The sequence below is a fragment of the Anaerobacillus sp. 1_MG-2023 genome (assembly GCF_030547345.1).
Lineage (GTDB): Bacteria > Bacillota > Bacilli > Bacillales > Guptibacillaceae > Guptibacillus > Guptibacillus hwajinpoensis_B.
This window is the reverse complement of sequence record NZ_JAUORD010000001.1, coordinates 453,089-470,946: the sequence shown is the minus strand read 5'-3', so window position 1 is coordinate 470,946 and position 17,858 is coordinate 453,089. Positions and strand designations below refer to the sequence as shown.

Here is a 17,858-nt window from a genome sequence, read left to right as displayed (position 1 = left end):
TGGCTAGTATAGATGAAAAACTAAGAATTCTCAATAAACAGTAAGAAGTGTCACACGATACTCAGATTTCATAGAGAAGCCGTTTTCATTATGACGAATTAGAAACAAGTAGAACCAGGAACTTGTTGAGGAATCAAACCAGTCTTACACTTTAACTATATTGTGAAATGATGAGCATTAGATTGGAGCTGAGAGATATGGAAAAAGAAACGATTGATATGATCTGTCGCAGTGCGGTTTCTAAGCGCGATTTACAATCAGACAGAATGGCTCATTATGTCGTTCGTGCTATGCTAGCAGGAGTGTACATCGGTTTTGCTTTGGTACTAAGCTTTACAGTAGGTCAATATTTCTATGAAGTACATTCGCCCGTGACATATATGATGACCGCTTTATTTTTTGGAATAGCCTTCATTCTCATTGTTTATGGCGGAGGTGAATTGTTTACATCGAATACGATGTATATGACAATTGGAACGATGAAAAAGGTGACGACGTGGAGAGAAACCATTCTCGTTTGGATGACGTGCTATGGAGGAAACTTTCTTGGTATTCTGCTTTTTACGACGCTTCTATACTTTAGTGGAGTATTTCAATCGATTGGTGAGGACCATCTGTTATTAACGTTAGCAGAAAAGAAAATGACATTACCGACTTCCTATCTCTTCTTTAGGGCGATTTTTGCAAACTGGCTTGTTTGTCTTGCTGTATGGATTCCTATGCGTGTGAAGGAAGATATGGCCAAAGTTGTTCTTATGATGCTTCTTGTTTTCACATTTTTCATTTCAGGCTATGAGCACAGTATTGCGAATCTAGCTGTGTTTCTCATTTCATTGACTTCTCCACATTCTGAGGTTATCAATATGGGTGGATTTATTCATAATCTCATCCCTGTAACGATTGGGAATATCGTAGGTGGAGGTTTTTTTGTAGGAATGCTCTTTTTCTTTCTAAACGAACCTATAAAAAGGAAGCAAATCCAAAGAAAACCAATTATTGTGTCGGCTACGAAAGTTTCTAATCAAAAATTGTAAAAATTCAGTTTTTCTTATTGGAACAAAGGCCTAAGAGTGATAGGTTAAAGTATAAGGGAGAGATGCTCCTCTCTTCTCTCATCCAAGAGAGGAAGTGGCCGAAGCTCGATGAGTCAACAGCTATTAAGCAAGTATACAAAGATTATGTATCAAGCAATGGTAGCCATTCAATTCATTAGGCAGCACCAGAAAAGGACATGTGATATAAGACAAATCTCCATATTAACCGGCTTTTCAGAAGAGGCCATATTGGAGGCGATGGAGTTTGGGGATCATGATCAACAAAATCGGCACGAGGAAGCTCTTTAACAAACGATCAGGATGAGGAAGAGAATGAGCGTCCTCCTATTATGGGAATGAATGTTTTTTACATCTCAGTATAAGATAATGATAAAAAGAGTTACAATCAGGCTTTGATTGTAACTTTTTTAGTGCCAAAGAGGTGAGTTATATGACAGCACAAGTTCTTTCCACGAATCGACTGATCTTAAGAAAAATGAGAGAGAAGGATGTTGATTACCTTTTAGAGATTTTTTCTGATAAGGAAGCAATGAGGTACTATCCTGCATGCAAAACTAGAGAAGACACGATGAAATGGGTGGAATGGACGCTGCATCATTACAAAGTTTATGGCTTTGGCATGTGGATCGTAGAAGAGAAAAGAAGCGGTCGATTTCTTGGGCAATGTGGGCTTGTACTTCAAAAAATGGACGGTTGTGTTGAAGTAGAGATCGGTTATCTATTTGCTAGAAGATATTGGGGAAATGGTTATGCAACGGAAGCCGCGTTGGCTTGTAAGAAATATGGTTTTGAGCAAATAGGTCTTTCGAAGCTAATTTCATTAATTGATCCTGAGAACAAATCTTCTATTAAAGTGGCAAAGCGGATTGGGATGTCCTATGAGAAAACGATTCGTAAATGGGATAAAAAGCTTGATTTGTTTTCCTGTGTTCCGAAAGTGGAAGAAATGTGAGTCATCTAAAACAAAGAAAACGCTCGATTATCAATAGAAATGAATAAGATTACTCATCTATTAAAGAGGAATTAGACTGAAAGATAAAGAATATTTACTATGACAACCTTACTAATTATTAGAAAAGTGGTGGCAATGACGATGATACTTACTGCAAAGAGTTTCCTACTCAATTTACTACTCGTTTTTGCACCGTTAAGTATTATTCAAATTCTTTATCTATTGAAGCAGACTTCCTTTTTAAAACGATCATCAGGTTGGTTACTCGCGATATTCCCCCTCCTATCCGTTATTCTCTGTATGATGTATCCAATAGTAATTAATGAAAATTTCATTTTAGATTTTAGAAGAATCCCTTTTATTCTTGGTGCTTTGTATGGCGGGAAATGGGTGTCGCTTATCTATTTATTCGTTCTGTTAAGCTATCGTTTTATGCTTGGAGGAAGCGGGTTTTATCCTACACTTTTTTCGTTTTCACTCGTTGCGATATTCACTTCACTAGTATCAAAACACTTTCTCAAACTAGATCTTAAATGGAAGCTAGCGGTTGCTGCTGGATTAGATGCCTGTCTTGGGAGTATATCAACTGGAGTGTCGCTTGTTTTTTTTGAATCGCAAATAAGCATTGAAACATGGGTTTTATTCAATTTTATTAGCTTAACTGGTGTCGTACTAGCAACGCTTATTTATGAAGTATTTATTAACCAGTTTAAGTTGCTCCACTCAGTGATGGAGAGCCAGAAGCTAGAGGTAGTGAGCCATCTTGCCGCAAGCATCTCACACGAAGTGCGCAACCCCTTAACCGTTAGTCGCGGTTTTCTTCAAATGATTAACAGTGATTTAGAAGATAAGAAAACGAAGGGGTATATGGAGCTTGCTATTCATGAGCTTGATCGAGCAACAGAAATTATTAATGATTATTTAACCTTCGCCAAACCTTTTCCAGAAAAGGTTGAGAAAATAAATGTGAAAAGTGAACTTGAACAAAGCCTTAGCGTCATTCAGGCTCTTGCTACAATGTCGGATGTGAATATCAACTCAAAAATTGATATATCCCCTACTTATATTCAATCAGAAAAGCGTAAATTTCAGCAGTGTCTGCTAAACATCTTAAAAAATGCCATTGAAGCGATGCCAGATGGAGGAGAACTAACTGTTGATGCTTTACATAAAGGTTTTGAATTAAAAGTTAGTATTTCAGACACAGGCATCGGTATGTCGGAAGAGCAGGTAGTAAGAATGGGCGAGCCTTTTTTCACTACAAAAGAAAAAGGGACAGGGTTAGGGATGATGGTCTCACATAGCATTATGAAGGCCATGAACGGGGAGATCATTTATGAAAGCTCCCCTAATAAAGGGACAACCGTGATCCTTCTTTTTAAAATAGAAAATGAAGGTTCATAAGTGATGTGTATTCATTCTTTTGGTGTCAAATAGGAAGGTTTTGTTAATGAACAAGAAGGCGCTGGAATCGATGGAGCATAGTGGCTAAGATGGGCTAGGAAATAACAGCTTTCAGGAAAATGATGTTCAAGAAATCGTAATGTCGTATTGTTTAGAACTTCATCGATTTTAAAAAGAGACATCACTTCTTCAACAAGAGCGTTTAAATCTTGAATCGAATGTGCGACTTCATCTGCAAATCGTTGCTGAGCTCGAAAGCCAGATGGTGTAAATCGAAGAAAACCGCGCATGGCTCTGTTTTTTGAGATATACACACGAAATTGGTTTTGAATAGTTTGGGCTTTCGTGATGAATTCGACTTCAATCGGATCGAGAATATCAATTAATAGCGAGGCGTGGCCAACTTGATCAGTTAACCATAAGTCCATTAAGTCGAGAAGAGAAAGAGGGGGCGGCACCTTTCCTTCGATGTAGAAAGTAAGTTGACGCAAATATTCTTCATTCTCATCTAGCGTTCCATTAAAGTAAGATGGACTTAGGTTAATGTTGATTTCGTTCCGAATTCTAAGCCGTTGTATCGTGCCTTCGAAATTGAAATAGGCCCTTGCCAGCTGATAAGCTTTACGTGAAAAGGAAATCATAGCGTCAGAGCTTGCGGGTTCATCACGTTTAAGAGGTGAGAGTTGCGCGCGAAGCTCATCGAAGGCCATAGCAAACTGATTCGCTTCATTCACAAAATTATGTTCCGACGGGGATAAGTAATCACGTACAAAGATCGCATGATCAGCAAGAATTTCAATCCAGAAATGATGTTCCTGCCATGGAGTAAGTGGTGTCTGGACCAAGTGGGGTGCCTCCTCTGGGCGTAGTCTTTTAGTTTAAAGTATGAAGCATAGCTCAGGTTATACCAATGAACGCTCTTTCTGATTCATCATTTAACGCATGATTTTGTTGTAATTGAAACTAATTCGCTTTGAATACGTAAAGAATAGTAAGAAACAAAATGAATGGAGAGTGCCGTATGAAGAAAATCTACAAATCAACGACGAATAAAAAATTAGCGGGTGTTTTAGGCGGATTAAGTGAGGTTATGAATGTAGATGCAAATATATTAAGAATTGCTTACATCGCACTAACGCTCTTAACATCTGGAATCTTTGTGGTCGTTTACTTAGGGGCTGCTCTTATGCTCCCTTCAGATCAGGATGTAACGTTTAAGGATTAACAAGACTGATGCTTACGTTAGTCTTTCTGTTGGAGGTATAAATGAAGAAATACGTTTTTTATTATATCGTGGGAATGATTAGTTCTTTCTTGATATTCTGTTCTGGACTCTTTTCCTTGTTTGGATGGATCGACTTAGTCTCAATCTTTCTTTCTGTGATTTTTGCAGTGATGGGATTCCTGGGGGTTCTTACAAATAGTATGCAGCTGAAGGTGGCTTTGAAAGAAAGCTATACAAATCAGCAATAAGGTAAATTGGTTTTGTAATAACGATCATATTTTCTTTACTGTGTAAGATAAGAAAAAGGGCTTAGCGATTATGCTAAGCCTTTTTTAAGTTGAAGATTGCTTGTGAAATGAACATAATGAAGAGAATGAAAACTAATTCTGGTTTATTTCAATTCATCACGACTCGTTGACGATTAGGAGGGAATGGAGCATGGATCATAAGTTTACAATTGGCCAGATGTCAAAACTCCATGATATTCCTGTGAAAACACTTAGATATTACGATGAAATTGGGCTTTTCAAGCCATTTGAAGTCGATGAGCAGACAGGTTATCGCTATTATTGTTTAGAGCAATTTAAAAAATTGGACATGATTTGGTATTTGAAGAAGATGGGCATTCCATTAAAAGAAATAAAGAAGAAAGTAGAGCATAGCACCGTAGATGAATTTATTGAAATACTATCTGAATATGAACGAATTAATGATGAGAAAATCAATGAATTAGTAAAGATGAAGAAGCATTTGAAAACGAAGATTTTGGATTTGAAGCAATCGAGAGATATTCACTTCATTGGTGAACCGCAAATTCGTACACTTCCTCACCGCTATCTATTAGCGATTCAGGGTCAGTTCCATACGCTAGATGACATTGAAAGTGTGCTACGCGGTTTAAAAAAGGAGATTGATCATGTTACTCCGATCATGGTTGGGAAAGTAGGGTTTATTTTATCAGTGGAGCATATGAAAACACGAGAAACGATGGAGTACGATGGATTGTTTATTTTAGTTGAAGATGATAGTGAAATAGAGCGACAAAAGATTATCACACTTGAAGAGGGGGAGTATGCAAGTGTTTATATGAGAGAAGGGAGAGAGAAAGATAATGCTTATTATCATACCCTATTAAGCTTCGTATCGGAACAGGGTTATGAGCCTGATGGACCTTTTTTCATTCGACAAATTGTTGACTCGTTTATCTCACATAAAGAGAATGAACGTTTGCGAGAGATTCAAATAAAAGTAAGAGCTGTAGGAGAAAAGAAGTCCTTCCTAAAATAGAAGACACCTTTTGTTTTTTTGTCCACCTACCCTTAATATATATGTTCGGAAAATATAGCTTGTATAACTAATGGTATTAGTTATACTTAAACTAATGATATTAGTTTAAGGGGAGTGTAAGAAATGAGAATGATAAAGGAACAAACCGTCTATCAGCTTTCTTTCATGGCCAATTGGTTCCCTGTTAATTGTTATTTCGTTGAAGAAGAGGAGAGCTTAACGTTAATTGATGCAGCCCTTTCTTTTAGTAAAAACGCTATTCTAAAAGCGGCCGCTCAAATTGGGAAGCCGATCAACCGCATCATTATTACACATGCCCATACGGATCATATGGGAGCACTTGATGGGTTAAAAGCAAGTCTTCCTCATGCGGAAATTCTTCTTCCTCAAAGAGAGTTAAAATTGTTAAATGGTGATTCATCACTCGAGCCTGACGAAGGAGACCTTCCAGTAAAGGGCGGTGTACCTAGAAACAATAAGACACAACCAGATGTTCTTCTTAAAGAAGGAGATATGGTTGGCTCACTGATTGCGATTGAGGCTCCGGGACACACGCCTGGCATGATGGCTTTTATAGATAAACGAAATCATATATTAATAGCCGCAGATGCCCTCCAAACAAAAGGTGGTATAGCGGTAGCTGGTGATGTACGCTGGCGTTTTCCATTTCCTGCTCTGGCTACGTGGGACAAGGAGCGTGCGATTGCCACAGCGGAAAAGCTAGTTTCGTTCAACCCATCCGTTATTGGTGTGGGCCATGGAGATTTTCTATACGAACCAGAAGCGCTGAAAAGAGCTATCCTTCAAGCAAAAAAGCGGGTGGAGGGATAAGTGAAAATCTCAAAGGATATTGTGATTCAAGAAGCACTCGCTATTGCAGAGCAAGAAAATTATTCAAAGGTAACGATGGCAACCATTGCTCGTAATCTATCGATAAAATCTCCTTCTCTTTATAATCATTTCGATGGCTTAGATGATATCAAAAATGGTATGGCCGTTGCAGCGTTGAACCAGTTCTTCAATTGGTTGTCAGAGAAGACAGAACACCAGACGGAAGGGAGAGAAAGCATTCTAGCCTTAGCAGAGGCGTACCTTTCCTTTGCACTTCAGCACCCAGGTTTGTATGAAGCTACTTTAAAGGCGGCGAATCCTCTTCAGTCTGATGTCCAAGAAGCTGGAGAAGCGATTGTCACCTTAACGATGAAGGTGTTTGAGCCATATCACCTGTCAGAAGTGGAAAGAATCCATATCGTCCGAGGGCTTCGTAGCTTTTTACATGGAATGGTCGATTTGTATCACAAAGGCGGCTTTCAGCTACCTATTTCTTTGGAAGAGTCTTACCGGATAATTGTGGAGACCTATTTAAGTGGAGTAGTAAATCGAAGAACATTAGAATGAGAAACCATACTAACAAGGAGAAGACCGTAAGACGGCTTTCTCCTTGTTAGTATAGTTTAATTATTTTAAGAAGGTGTAGTTTCAGCTGAAATGGCCTGTGCCAGGTTTGAAGTGATGCGAATTTCACCGAAATCAATACCTAGTTGAACGGCTGTTTGAGCAATTTCTGGCCGAATGCCAGATAGTGTAGCAGTAACACCAATTAATTTAAGCCCTGTAATCAGTTGGAATATTTGTTGAGCGACCCGTGTGTCGACGAGATAAACGCCAGATAAATCAATGAAAAGATGATCCACACGTTTACTTGTACACCCTTCAAGCGTGTTCTCAAAAATCGCCGACGCTCGATCGGAGTCAATGTCACCGACTAGCGGCAGGAGAGCTTTACCGTTAGGGAGGTCAATCAATGGCGAGCTTAGTTCATTAATCGTTTGCTGTTGTTCTTCAATACGGGCGTTCAAATGATTTGATTTTTCTTCAACGACGCGTGTCATAAGCACATCAATGGCTTCAATCACAGCATACTTCCAGATATCAATACTTTTCTGTGAGACAAGATCTTCTGTTTCCTTTGTATACATATCAATGAAGTCCATATACTGCTCGCGTACGCGCAGAAATTCCCTCATAATCAGGTGAGTCGGAGTGTTTAAATGTTCAGGGTCACGGCCAATTTCTCGCACCCAGTCTTCGAATTCCTCAAAGAAATCGTCTTTCTTCATGATGAAAATTTTGCACAAATGTTGGTGAAATTCAAGGTTCTGAGCTTTAAGTCCTTTAATGACTTCTGGATCAGTAGAAGAATAAACACCTGTTCCACTTTTATCAAGTGATGCATACCAGTCTTCTGTTAATTGTTCTGCTTTATTTAATAAAAATTGATAAAGATCTTTGTTTCTTTGCATGAATAAGTGCTCCTCTCGATCCTTTATATTCATTTCGTTTATTTGGACGGTAAAATCGTTGTGCTCACTCTATCTATAACAAAATACGATAACTCCTTCTCTGTATTTATTATACCAAGCTTTCACATAATCAACGAATAGATTTACTTAAGTTGCCTCAACAAAGTTTTTAAGCGACTCACAAATAGTAGAACATAAAAGGAAGCCTTTTGTTTATGGCTCCGTTTTTGTTTGGTAGTTGTTATTGAATTAGGAGATTCTAGAGCAATGAGTATTGGTAAGCTTGAGGCAAAGTTTTGTTATGGCAATGGAGAGGTGTTTTTCTTTATAAAGGATTTGCGGTGAGGTCCAAATCTGAGTAAAAAGCTTCGTGATTATTTCTTCGTGATCAGATTGAGGAGTGTCACTGTTGGACAGGATGCGAGAGACGTGGTGAATATATGTATCATACAATTCATTCAAGGAACTTCTGTCTTTGGCAATGAGTTTTTGAATGAGTTGATTTTGGCTCTGCATGTTTTATCTCCCTATAATAGTAGTCATAATTTTGTAATTCCACTATACCAATTATTTCAAACCCTAAATTCTTGAATTCGAGATATATAATGTACAGTTTATGTTTAATAGAGAGTTTTTTACAGAATTTTCTTGAAATGACAGACAACTATTTGATATAGTGAATGCGGAGATGTATGGAAAGGGGATCATGAACATGTGTGGACAATTCCTGTAATGGTTTAGATTTATTGATAATCCTATTTAAGTAGAGATAGGTGTGTCAATGGAACCTATACAGGGGGACACCGCGTTCATGATTGATAAATGATCAGGACAGGGGCCTTAGGCTGCTGTCCTGTTTCGAATCATCTCCTTTCACATTGGTCAGGTGTTCCTCATAAGGAGGAAAATAAAATGAACAACCAAAGGAATCGCATTGCCATTGTTACAGGCGTTAGCCGTCCGAACGGGATTGGTGCTAGCATATGTCGTGAGCTTGCTAGGAAGGGCCATGATATTTTCTTTACTCACTTATCGAAGTATGACGTTAGCACAGGTTATAAGGATGCGACCGACACGTTCCCAGTTATATTCAAAAAAGAGCTGCAGGAAATGGGCGTTATAGCTGAAGAAATGGAACTGGATTTAAGTGAGCCTAATGCATCAGAGGACCTTATAGCACAAGTGAAGAAAATGACCGGAGAGCTAGCGATTCTAGTAAACAATGCGACCCATTGTGTAGAAGTCGATCATGATGAACTATCAGCGGAAATCATTGATCAGCACTGTGCTGTTAACGTAAGAGGAACGTGCATGCTGTCTGTTACTTTTGCGAAGCAGTTAAAGAAGCAACAAGCGGAAGGCAGAATCATTAACTTTGTTTCTGGGCAGGACAAAAGCCCACAGCCTGGCAATCTTGCCTATATTACGACAAAAGGAGCGATCTCAGCGTTCACGACATCACTCTCAACTGAGCTTGCTCCTTACAACATCACAGTGAATGCTATTGATCCTGGACCAACTGATTCAGGGTGGATGGATGATGAACTCCAAACTTTTCTAAAGCCGAAGTTTCCGACGGGACGTATCGGCACGCCTGACGATGCGGCGAGACTTGTTAGCTTTCTAGCGAGTTATGAATCAAGGTGGATCACAGGGCAAATCATTCATTCAGATGGTGGCTTTCGAGATTAACGTTTTTGAGATAAGAAAAAAGCGTGCTGACAACGAGTCAGCACGCTTTTTGTTAGAACAAAACATAGGAAACAACGACATATAATAACGCCATCACGAGTGAAGGAGCAGCATAGCGCCACTGACTTCGGAGCGTTTGTGGACGTAGAAGTAAGTACATAATCACGATCGTCATTAACAAACCAAGACCCGCAATGAAGATGTGAGACATATCGACTGCAGCTAGAATCGGTCCTTTCCGATAGAGAATATCAGTCAGGGCTAATAGCTGAATGTTAAAGAGATTGCTTCCAAGAATCGAACCAATCGCCATATTGTAGTTTGCTAGTTTGAAAGCAGCAAGCACCGTGACAAGCTCTGGTAAAGAGGTTGAAGCGGCAATTAGAAAGCTACCGACAAAACTTGCATTCATACCCGTTGCCTCAGCTAGTCTGTCTCCCGCAATGGATAAAATACTTCCTGATACGAAAACAATGAGTGCTGCGACGATAAAGCCAATGACGGCAGTGCGAAGAGAGTAATCTTTTGTAGGTACATCTTCCTGCTCCCCATCGTCGCTTGAAATGTATTTCATTGATAAGACATACAATAAAACAATAATAACCATTTCAACCCCAACACCAAATATGGAAATCGTTCCTGGAATTACCAGAGAGACGATTAAAATGACGAGGAAAAGGAGACCGACGAGGGCAGATGGGACATTTGCCTTCGTGTTTACCTTCTGAAATAATCTTCGTCGTCTATAAATTAAGTCCACTACAGCTAAAATTAAAAGGTTAAAAACGTTACTTCCAAGCATGTTACCGACTGCAATATCAGGATTATCGATATACACAGCTGTTAAACTCGTTGTTAATTCTGGAAGTGATGTGGCTCCCGCAATTAAGAATGTCCCCACAACAGCTCCGCTTAAAGAAGATTTCTTACTAATAACATCACCGAACTGATTCAAGTAAATAGCGGCACCGACAACTACGGTAGCTGCAAGAAGAAAGATAAGGATGATCATGTGTAACTCCTCTCCGCCAGCGCATACGAAAAAACCCTGGCACAACAAAATTGTACCAAGGTCTTGCGTACTAAAAAGCTTAGCCCGATGAACCAGGTATCGTAATACCGTATTGATGATTCATCAGCCGTTACCGGTCGCTACTCCCCTTGTTATTTTAACTATAGCTCGGTTTAAATTTAAAGTCAACGAGAAGGATTGAACATTGTGTGAGTTTAATAGAAAAAGAAGAGAGGCAATTTGCGATGAACCTAAATTTGTTAGTGATTGGCATTCTTCTGCTGATTGTTTTTTTTGTAGGAGCATTGAAACAAACGTGGTTATTAGCTGGATTTAATGAAAAAGCGATTCGTGATAAAGGCTAGGTTAGGGAGGGTGGTTGGCGGAGGATTTTTACTTCCTTTAGGGGTGATACTTACTGTTCATAGTTTCATTGCTTATCCATATGATCAATGGGTTCTTGCCTTTGCTATGATTATTTTATTACTGATCGTTTCTTTGTATATCAATCAGAAATTATTTGAGAAATAGCGGTTAATAGAGAATAGAACTTCTCTCTTCTCTAAAAAATGAATGAAACTTCTTTCTCCTCTCAATCGTAAAATAAGAAAACGCTTTATTGAGAGAGGAGGTAGAGAGATGATCGAAGTAATCGTAACGATTATTTTCTCAATCGTCTTTTTAATAGGGATCTATATACAAGTAACGAGAAGAAAACGGATGGGTTTAACGGGCTTTAAATCGGCTATTTCCCCGGTTTGTTTCTTGATTAGTGCTGCATTCAATCCTTTAGGATACTGGTTTGGTTTCCTCGGATTATATAGTTTACTAGGATCGATGCTTTTTCTATTAATAGGAGCTTACTTTGTAAAAGAGATGCAGGTGCCAAAAGCACATGAAAGAGGGGAGAACGTATGAAGAGGAATGTGCTAATGATAATGCTCTTGGTGTGTCTCACGATGCTTAGTTTGTTATCCATATATTACATAAACAAATCATCAACTGGTATTTCGAAGGAAGTGATCATGTCTATGGTTGTTGGAGTGACGTTCGTGTTAGTCAAGAGCAATAGGAAAGGGCCTAATGGGGAGGAAAGAGAATGAAAATCATAAGAGTTCTTTTGTTGAGTGTTATTATTACTGGTGCTAGTAGTATCGCATGGTTAGGTTTTTCTGGTGGGAACGAAAATCTGTTTCGATTAGTCATCAGCATCACCGTATTCGCATCACTTAGTTTCTTTTATATAGAAGAAACTAAGAAAAAGCAGCGAAGAGTGACGCTGTTTTTCATTGGACTTAGCCTTTTTTCAGTAGTGGCTGGAATTGTTCAATTAATGAATAGCTAACAAACGTAATAGGTCAGCAGAGTCCCTAAGGGACTCTTTTGCTGTCTACTTCTTCATCAGGTCGATAAACTGTTGCAGCGGTGGTGAAATCCATTTTCGTTCTTTATATACAACTTGGGTGTAGAGAGTGATGTTATTCGAATGAAATGGAAGCACGGCAACAAGCCCATTTTGAATTTCTCGCTCAACCGCTATTCTTGGTAGAAGCGCAATACCGAGTTGATCCGCGACACATTGCTTAATGGCTTCAAGACTACTAAAGGAAATGATCGATTTCGCTTGTACGTTTGCTTCTTTTAGCCATTTTTCTAGAAGAACTCGATAGGCGCAGCCTTCTTCGGTCAGGATGAGCGTTTCCTCCTCTAATTACTTTAAATCCAATACATCAAGCTTTGTGAAATGATGTTGGGGAGGGGCGATCATAACCATTTCTTCCTGACGTATGGGGATCGTTGTTAGATCAGGATGATGTTGTAATTGGTCTAACAAAATAGTGATGTCGTACGTGCCATCTACTGTGCCGCCAATTAAGTTTTGACACTGACCCGATTCAAGTCGGATGCGTAATTCAGGATGCTTTTCTTTGAGCGTTTTAATATAAGGTGTAATATAATACGCTGCAAGTGTTTCGCCAGTTCCAATGCGAATGGTCCCTTTTAAATTGGCATCCGTTCGAAGGTGAGCTTTTGCTTCATCTGCAAGCTTGATAATTTCCTTCACGTAATCATAAAGCTGTTCTCCTGATGACGTTAACCTCATTTTCCTTCCAATACGCTCAAACAGTTTCACGTGATAATAGTCTTCAAGCTTCTTGATTTGAGTCGTTACACTCGACTGAGCATAACCTAGTTCTTCTGCTGTTTGTGTGTAGCTTCCTGATCGAACGACTTCATTAAAAGTATAAAAGTAATTTAAATCCATCAGACCCTCCATTAATAATTTCGATAGTTAGTATCAATTATTATAGATAACGTTGATGTTTGTTGCAATGATATACTTCTAAGAAATAGACGCTTCACTGTAAAAGGAGAGTGTAGTATGAAGATTATGGCACTATTAGGGAGTACTCGTGAAAATGGAAACTCAGAGTACCTGACAAAAAGAATGCTTGAAGGTACGGACCATACGATAGTTTCTCTTGCAGATAAACATATAAATTCGATTGTCGATGAGAGACATTCAGAAGGAGGGTTCTCACCAGTAGAGGATGACTATGACGAGTTACTTGAACTACTGTTAGCCCATGATGTTCTCGTTTTCTCAACACCTCTATATTGGTATGGAATGAGCGGTCCAATGAAGAATTTCTTTGATCGCTGGTCGCAATATTTACGTGATGAACAATTAAATTTAAAAGAAGAGCTAGCAAAGAAAAAAGCTTATGTGATCGTTACGGGCGGAAGCAGTGCGAAAATGAAAGGACTTCCTCTTATTCAGCAATTTAGCTATATCTTTGAGTTCGTGAACATGGAGTTCGTCGATTACGTCATCGGTAGCGGTGTGAAGCCGGGGGAAGTAAAGGAAGATCAGTTAGCGCTGGATAAGATAGCGAAGTGGAGAAGTGAGTTTCAGATTTGATGTATTGAGAGTATGGAAAAGGACGAGATCAATGAGATCTCGTCCTTTTCAGTGCCTTCTATTGTCCGTTTTGAAACTGCTGATCGAGTTCCCTTAATTTATCGTAGGACTCTACTAGGTCATCAGGAACCAATTTCCGCCCAAAATCCCAGGCATTTCGTTCGATTTCAGCAAGAAACTTTTGCTGCTCCTCTTCTTCCTCGTACATTAAAATCCTAAGATCGTGTCTATGCTTCTTGAAATCCAAGTAGTAACCGATCTCATGGTATAGAAGAATTTTTGCGATGTTTTCTTCGGTTTCTTTTAGTTTGAAGTTTACTTTGGCTTGATAGCCGTTCAATTGTAAATAGTTAAACTTAATTGTATTCGTCGATACGTTATAGCTCATAGGAGCGTTTAATTCGTTATTAAATTCATAGTTGATTGGTAATTGGTGAAATGCCAATGTGTCTTTAACCAATTCTTCAATATCCCATATATATAGCATGTTTTTAATCACTACCTTTTTGTAAAGCTTTTCTCGTTAATGACTTATTTTAAACCATCCACCGCAATACTACCACTATTTTTTCAAGTTGAAACAGTGTGGATTAAAAAAAGAGACATTTCAACTGAAATGCCCCTTTGTAACGTTATAGAAAGACAAAGTAAAGAATGAACAAAGCACCGAGTGTATACATGATCGGATGCACCTGCTTCCATTCCTTTTTAGCGATCATCGCAAATGGATAAAGAATGAACCCGAGGGCGATCCCTGTTGCCACGCTAAACGTGAGTGGCATCATAATAATCGTTACAAAAGCCGGGATCACTACTTCTAATCTGCTCCAATCAATCTGCTTCACTTCTGTTGCCATAAGCGCACCAACGATAATTAAGGCTGGGGCTGTTACTTCAGGTGTTATAACGCCAAGAATGGGTGAGAAGAAGAGAGCAATAAAGAAGCAAATCGATATAACGACAGATGTGAATCCAGTTCGGCCACCAACGGCAACGCCAGCAGAAGATTCTACGAATGAGGCAGTCGTTGATGTACCGAAGATTGCTCCAACAACTCCAGATGTAGAATCAGCAAGTAGCGCTCGGCCTGCATTCGGAATTTCATTGTTTTTCATAAGTCCGGCCTGACTTGCTACGGCAATAAGAGCACCCGCCGTGTCGAAGAAAGCAACGAATAAGAATGTGAAAATAACAGCTAGAATTTCAGGCGAGAAAATATCTCCTAAATGTTGAAAGACAACCCCAAAAGTTGGTTCAAGGCTTGGCACCTGTCCAACAACCGACCCTGGTACTTGGACAAGACCAATAATCATTCCAATAATCGTGGTGATGACAATACCATAGAAGATACCACCGCGAATGCCGCGTATCAACATCATTAAAGTAATAACAAAGCCGAATGCAGCTAAAGCCGTCGTTGGATTTGTAAGCTGTCCGATCGAAATAAACGTTTCTTCGTTTCCAACGACGATTCCTGCATTTTTAAGGCCAACAAAAGCGATAAAGAAACCAATACCAGCAGCAATGGCGTGCTTTAAGTCTTTTGGTATGACGTTAATAATTTTCTCTCGTATTTTAAGTAAGCTAAGAATCATAAAGATAATACCGGCTATAAAGACGCCTGTGAGTGCAATTTCCCAATCAATTCCCATCCCAATAACAACGGAAAAGGTGAAGAAAGAGTTTAATCCCATGCTTGGGGCAATGCCGACAGGGAAGTTTGCGAGTAGGCCAATAAGTAAGGACCCAACGATTGCAGATAGAGCAGTTGCTGTGAAGAGTGCGCCTTTATCAATGCCTGCTTCACTTAGGATTATGGGGTTAACAACTAATATATATGCCATGGAAAGAAACGTTGTAACCCCAGCTAACGTTTCTTTTCGGTAATTCGTTTCCCGTTCAGCGAACTGGAAGAAGTTTTTCATGATGGACCCTCCTGATCAATAAAAAAAACTCTGGCCAGCAACCAGAGTCAAATCACAAGGAATATGAATGTATTCATGATTCCTTGTAGACAAGCCATTTTCGGTAGCTGGTAGAAACGTTCAGGCCGTATTCCTGAACTTATACAAGGTTTATTTAGATGAAATTTATAACGAGAATCATAACAATGAAAAAAACGAGGGTCAATCATTTTAAGGAATGTTCCAGTATTCAATGTTTTCACACTTGTATTACAAATGTGTTAATGATTAGCAAAATGTTAAAAATTATGTAATTTGTAAGAATATGAATCAGTCAAGGTTTTTTTGTGGTAATGTAATAAAAAGACAAATTATAAGGGAGAGCGCTATGTTGCTACAAAGCCTTGAAGATGAAATTCATACGCTGCGAATGGTGCTTTATGATCTAGGACAAGAAGCTGACGATTACTCAAGCGGGAAAATACTTCTCTTAAGTAAACGATTAGATGAGAAAATAGTTCAGTATCAAAAACTAAAAAAAATACTCTTGCCATAATTAAGCTTACATCATATAACAAAAAACAAGCTACCTCATCGAGAGGTAGCTTGTTTTACTTATTACTTATTCATGTAGCGGTCAACTTCCCACTGACTTACGTTAAGGGAATATTCGATCCACTCTTTTTGTTTCTCTTCAATATATACTTTTGAAGTATGATCTCCTAATGCTTCCATAACCACTTTATCTTCACGAAGTGCTTTGATCGCTTCTTTCAAGTTAGTCGGAAGTGTTGGAACGTCATCTGTACTTACTTCATACAAGTTACGTGTTTCTGGTGCGCCAGCATCAAGGTCATGACGGATACCTTCAAGGCCAGCGTGGATAACAGCAGCTAGCGTTAGGTAAGGGTTAGCTGTTGGATCTGGGTTACGAATTTCAAATCGAGTACCCATGCCGCGAGTTGTTGGTACGCGAATCATACAGCTTCGGTTAGAGTGAGACCATGCCACACTAACTGGTGCTTCATAACCAGGAACGAGACGCTTGTATGAGTTAATGTTCGGGTTAGTAATGGCAGCAAGTCCATTTGCATGTGAAAGAATACCAGCCATAAATTGCTTCATTGTTTTAGAAATGCCCTCTGGATCGTTCTCATCATAAAATGCGCTTTCGCCTTCAGTGAAGAGAGAAAGGTGACAGTGCATACCAGAACCGTTCTCACCTGCGATTGGCTTAGGCATGAAAGTAGCGTGATAATCGTGACTTGTCGCAACGTCTTTTACAACGTTTTTGAATGTCTGGATGTTATCAGCTGCTTTAATGACGCTATCGAAACGGAAGTTGATTTCATGCTGTCCCTGAGCTACTTCGTGGTGAGAAGCTTCCATTTCAAAACCGAATTTCTTAAGTGTACGTACGATGTCACGACGTACCTGGTCACCTTTATCTTTTGGTGAAGCATCGAAATAACCTGCGCGGTCATTCATCTTACGAATTGGATAACCATCTTTATCGAGCTTGAAAAGGAAGAATTCTGGTTCAGGGCCGACGTTTACTGTATAACCCATATCTTCAGCTTCCTTCATCGCTCTTTTCAAAATGTAGCGAGGATCCCCTTCGAAAGGTTCGCCGTCTGGTGTATGAATATCACAGATAAAGCGAGCGATACAATCCTGATCAACAGCGTCCGGTAGGACTTTGAATGTTTCAAGATCAGGGAAGAGATACATATCACTTTCCTGAATATCAGAAAAACCTGCAATGGAAGAGCTGTCAAACATCGCTTCATTATTCATAACGCTTTCCAATTCTTCGATTGGAAGTTCAACGTTTTTTGTTTCACCAAGCATGTCCGTAAATTCAAGACGAATAAATTCGACTTTCTTTTCTTTTGCTTCCTTCATGATGTCCTGTTGAATACTATTCTTTGTTAGTGTCATGGATTAAATAACCTCACCTTTAATTTTTTTGTTAGTGTCCATTCTAATGATATTTACAGATAATTGTGTTTTTATGTAAGGATTCCTAACATAAAAGTTCGAACACAACAATTTATTTGAATATGTCAGTAATAATAACCTTAGATAGAAAGTGATAAAC

21 protein-coding genes, 1 pseudogene and 1 riboswitch are annotated in these 17,858 nt (G+C 39.1%); of the genes and pseudogenes, 15 read left to right on the top strand and 7 right to left on the bottom strand.

Features of this window, described 5'->3' with window-relative positions; all coding sequences use genetic code 11:
- The first annotated feature begins 197 nt into the window (after positions 1-197).
- The 4 genes from Q4550_RS02515 (at position 198) to Q4550_RS02500 (ending at position 3,411) form a co-directional block, all read left to right on the top strand.
- The gene (locus Q4550_RS02515; RefSeq protein WP_303530133.1) at positions 198-1,034 is read left to right on the top strand and encodes a formate/nitrite transporter family protein; all 837 of its coding nucleotides are present in this window, start codon (positions 198-200) and stop codon (positions 1,032-1,034) included.
- A gap of 108 nt (positions 1,035-1,142) precedes the next feature.
- The gene (locus Q4550_RS02510; RefSeq protein ID WP_303530132.1) at positions 1,143-1,343 is read left to right on the top strand and encodes a hypothetical protein; all 201 of its coding nucleotides are present in this window, start codon (positions 1,143-1,145) and stop codon (positions 1,341-1,343) included.
- 142 nt (positions 1,344-1,485) lie between these two features.
- Positions 1,486-2,007, top strand: a complete 522-nt coding sequence (locus Q4550_RS02505) for a GNAT family N-acetyltransferase (protein WP_303530131.1) — start codon at positions 1,486-1,488, stop codon at positions 2,005-2,007.
- A 141-nt stretch (positions 2,008-2,148) separates the two neighbouring features.
- Positions 2,149-3,411, top strand: a complete 1,263-nt coding sequence (locus tag Q4550_RS02500) for an ATP-binding protein (RefSeq protein ID WP_303530130.1) — start codon at positions 2,149-2,151, stop codon at positions 3,409-3,411.
- Positions 3,412-3,422: 11 nt separating this feature from the next.
- Here Q4550_RS02500 and Q4550_RS02495 read toward each other — a convergent pair whose 3' ends face one another.
- Positions 3,423-4,256 (bottom strand): DUF2935 domain-containing protein, encoded by an 834-nt coding sequence (locus Q4550_RS02495; protein ID WP_303530128.1) that lies wholly within the window; start codon positions 4,254-4,256, stop codon positions 3,423-3,425.
- A gap of 176 nt (positions 4,257-4,432) precedes the next feature.
- Here Q4550_RS02495 and Q4550_RS02490 point away from each other — a divergent pair, with 176 nt between their 5' ends.
- The 5 genes from Q4550_RS02490 to Q4550_RS02470 all read left to right on the top strand — a co-directional run bounded on the left by Q4550_RS02490 (position 4,433) and on the right by Q4550_RS02470 (position 7,321).
- On the top strand, positions 4,433-4,636 hold the full coding sequence (locus tag Q4550_RS02490) for a PspC domain-containing protein (protein ID WP_303530126.1): 204 nt from the start codon (positions 4,433-4,435) through the stop codon (positions 4,634-4,636).
- 41 nt (positions 4,637-4,677) lie between these two features.
- Complete coding sequence (locus tag Q4550_RS02485) at positions 4,678-4,884, top strand: hypothetical protein (RefSeq protein ID WP_303530125.1); 207 nt, start codon at positions 4,678-4,680, stop codon at positions 4,882-4,884.
- Between the two features lie 190 nt (positions 4,885-5,074).
- Positions 5,075-5,923, top strand: coding sequence for a MerR family transcriptional regulator (locus tag Q4550_RS02480; protein WP_303530124.1), 849 nt, complete (start codon positions 5,075-5,077; stop codon positions 5,921-5,923).
- 123 nt (positions 5,924-6,046) lie between these two features.
- A complete protein-coding gene (locus Q4550_RS02475) occupies positions 6,047-6,754 on the top strand; it encodes an MBL fold metallo-hydrolase (RefSeq protein ID WP_303530123.1) in 708 nt (235 codons plus the stop codon).
- Positions 6,755-7,321 (top strand): TetR-like C-terminal domain-containing protein, encoded by a 567-nt coding sequence (locus Q4550_RS02470; RefSeq protein ID WP_303530122.1) that lies wholly within the window; start codon positions 6,755-6,757, stop codon positions 7,319-7,321.
- Between the two features lie 65 nt (positions 7,322-7,386).
- Here Q4550_RS02470 and Q4550_RS02465 read toward each other — a convergent pair whose 3' ends face one another.
- Entirely contained in the window at positions 7,387-8,226 is an 840-nt protein-coding gene (locus tag Q4550_RS02465) for an STAS domain-containing protein (RefSeq protein ID WP_303530121.1), read from the bottom strand.
- 912 nt (positions 8,227-9,138) lie between these two features.
- On the opposite strand from Q4550_RS02465, the gene Q4550_RS02460 reads away from it, so the two are divergent.
- Positions 9,139-9,918, top strand: coding sequence for an SDR family oxidoreductase (locus tag Q4550_RS02460; RefSeq protein WP_303530119.1), 780 nt, complete (start codon positions 9,139-9,141; stop codon positions 9,916-9,918).
- A gap of 52 nt (positions 9,919-9,970) precedes the next feature.
- On the opposite strand, the gene Q4550_RS02455 is transcribed toward Q4550_RS02460, so the two are convergent.
- Complete coding sequence (locus Q4550_RS02455) at positions 9,971-10,930, bottom strand: sodium:calcium antiporter (RefSeq protein WP_303530117.1); 960 nt, start codon at positions 10,928-10,930, stop codon at positions 9,971-9,973.
- A 209-nt stretch (positions 10,931-11,139) separates the two neighbouring features.
- Here Q4550_RS02455 and Q4550_RS02450 point away from each other — a divergent pair, with 209 nt between their 5' ends.
- The 3 genes from Q4550_RS02450 to Q4550_RS02440 all read left to right on the top strand — a co-directional run bounded on the left by Q4550_RS02450 (position 11,140) and on the right by Q4550_RS02440 (position 12,275).
- Positions 11,140-11,295, top strand: a complete 156-nt coding sequence (locus Q4550_RS02450) for a hypothetical protein (protein WP_303530115.1) — start codon at positions 11,140-11,142, stop codon at positions 11,293-11,295.
- 274 nt (positions 11,296-11,569) lie between these two features.
- Positions 11,570-11,848: a hypothetical protein gene (locus tag Q4550_RS02445; protein ID WP_303530113.1), complete on the top strand. Its 279-nt coding sequence runs from the start codon at positions 11,570-11,572 to the stop codon at positions 11,846-11,848.
- 181 nt (positions 11,849-12,029) lie between these two features.
- Positions 12,030-12,275, top strand: coding sequence for a hypothetical protein (locus Q4550_RS02440; RefSeq protein ID WP_303530111.1), 246 nt, complete (start codon positions 12,030-12,032; stop codon positions 12,273-12,275).
- A 45-nt stretch (positions 12,276-12,320) separates the two neighbouring features.
- Here Q4550_RS02440 and Q4550_RS02435 read toward each other — a convergent pair.
- A pseudogene (locus Q4550_RS02435) lies at positions 12,321-13,196 on the bottom strand (LysR family transcriptional regulator).
- Positions 13,197-13,313: 117 nt separating this feature from the next.
- On the opposite strand from Q4550_RS02435, the gene Q4550_RS02430 reads away from it, so the two are divergent.
- Positions 13,314-13,853, top strand: coding sequence for a flavodoxin family protein (locus Q4550_RS02430; RefSeq protein WP_303530109.1), 540 nt, complete (start codon positions 13,314-13,316; stop codon positions 13,851-13,853).
- A gap of 58 nt (positions 13,854-13,911) precedes the next feature.
- On the opposite strand, the gene Q4550_RS02425 is transcribed toward Q4550_RS02430, so the two are convergent.
- Together Q4550_RS02425 and Q4550_RS02420 are read right to left on the bottom strand one after the other, a co-directional pair.
- Positions 13,912-14,340, bottom strand: coding sequence for a hypothetical protein (locus Q4550_RS02425; protein ID WP_194220553.1), 429 nt, complete (start codon positions 14,338-14,340; stop codon positions 13,912-13,914).
- A gap of 145 nt (positions 14,341-14,485) precedes the next feature.
- Complete coding sequence (locus tag Q4550_RS02420; protein WP_303530106.1) at positions 14,486-15,778, bottom strand: NCS2 family permease; 1,293 nt, start codon at positions 15,776-15,778, stop codon at positions 14,486-14,488.
- A gap of 66 nt (positions 15,779-15,844) precedes the next feature.
- A riboswitch (purine riboswitch) is annotated at positions 15,845-15,945 on the bottom strand.
- A 200-nt stretch (positions 15,946-16,145) separates the two neighbouring features.
- On the opposite strand from Q4550_RS02420, the gene Q4550_RS02415 reads away from it, so the two are divergent.
- Complete coding sequence (locus Q4550_RS02415) at positions 16,146-16,313, top strand: aspartyl-phosphate phosphatase Spo0E family protein (protein ID WP_303530104.1); 168 nt, start codon at positions 16,146-16,148, stop codon at positions 16,311-16,313.
- 62 nt (positions 16,314-16,375) lie between these two features.
- Here Q4550_RS02415 and glnA read toward each other — a convergent pair whose 3' ends face one another.
- Entirely contained in the window at positions 16,376-17,698 is a 1,323-nt protein-coding gene (gene glnA / locus Q4550_RS02410; protein ID WP_303530102.1) for a type I glutamate--ammonia ligase, read from the bottom strand.
- Positions 17,699-17,858 lie beyond the last annotated feature (160 nt).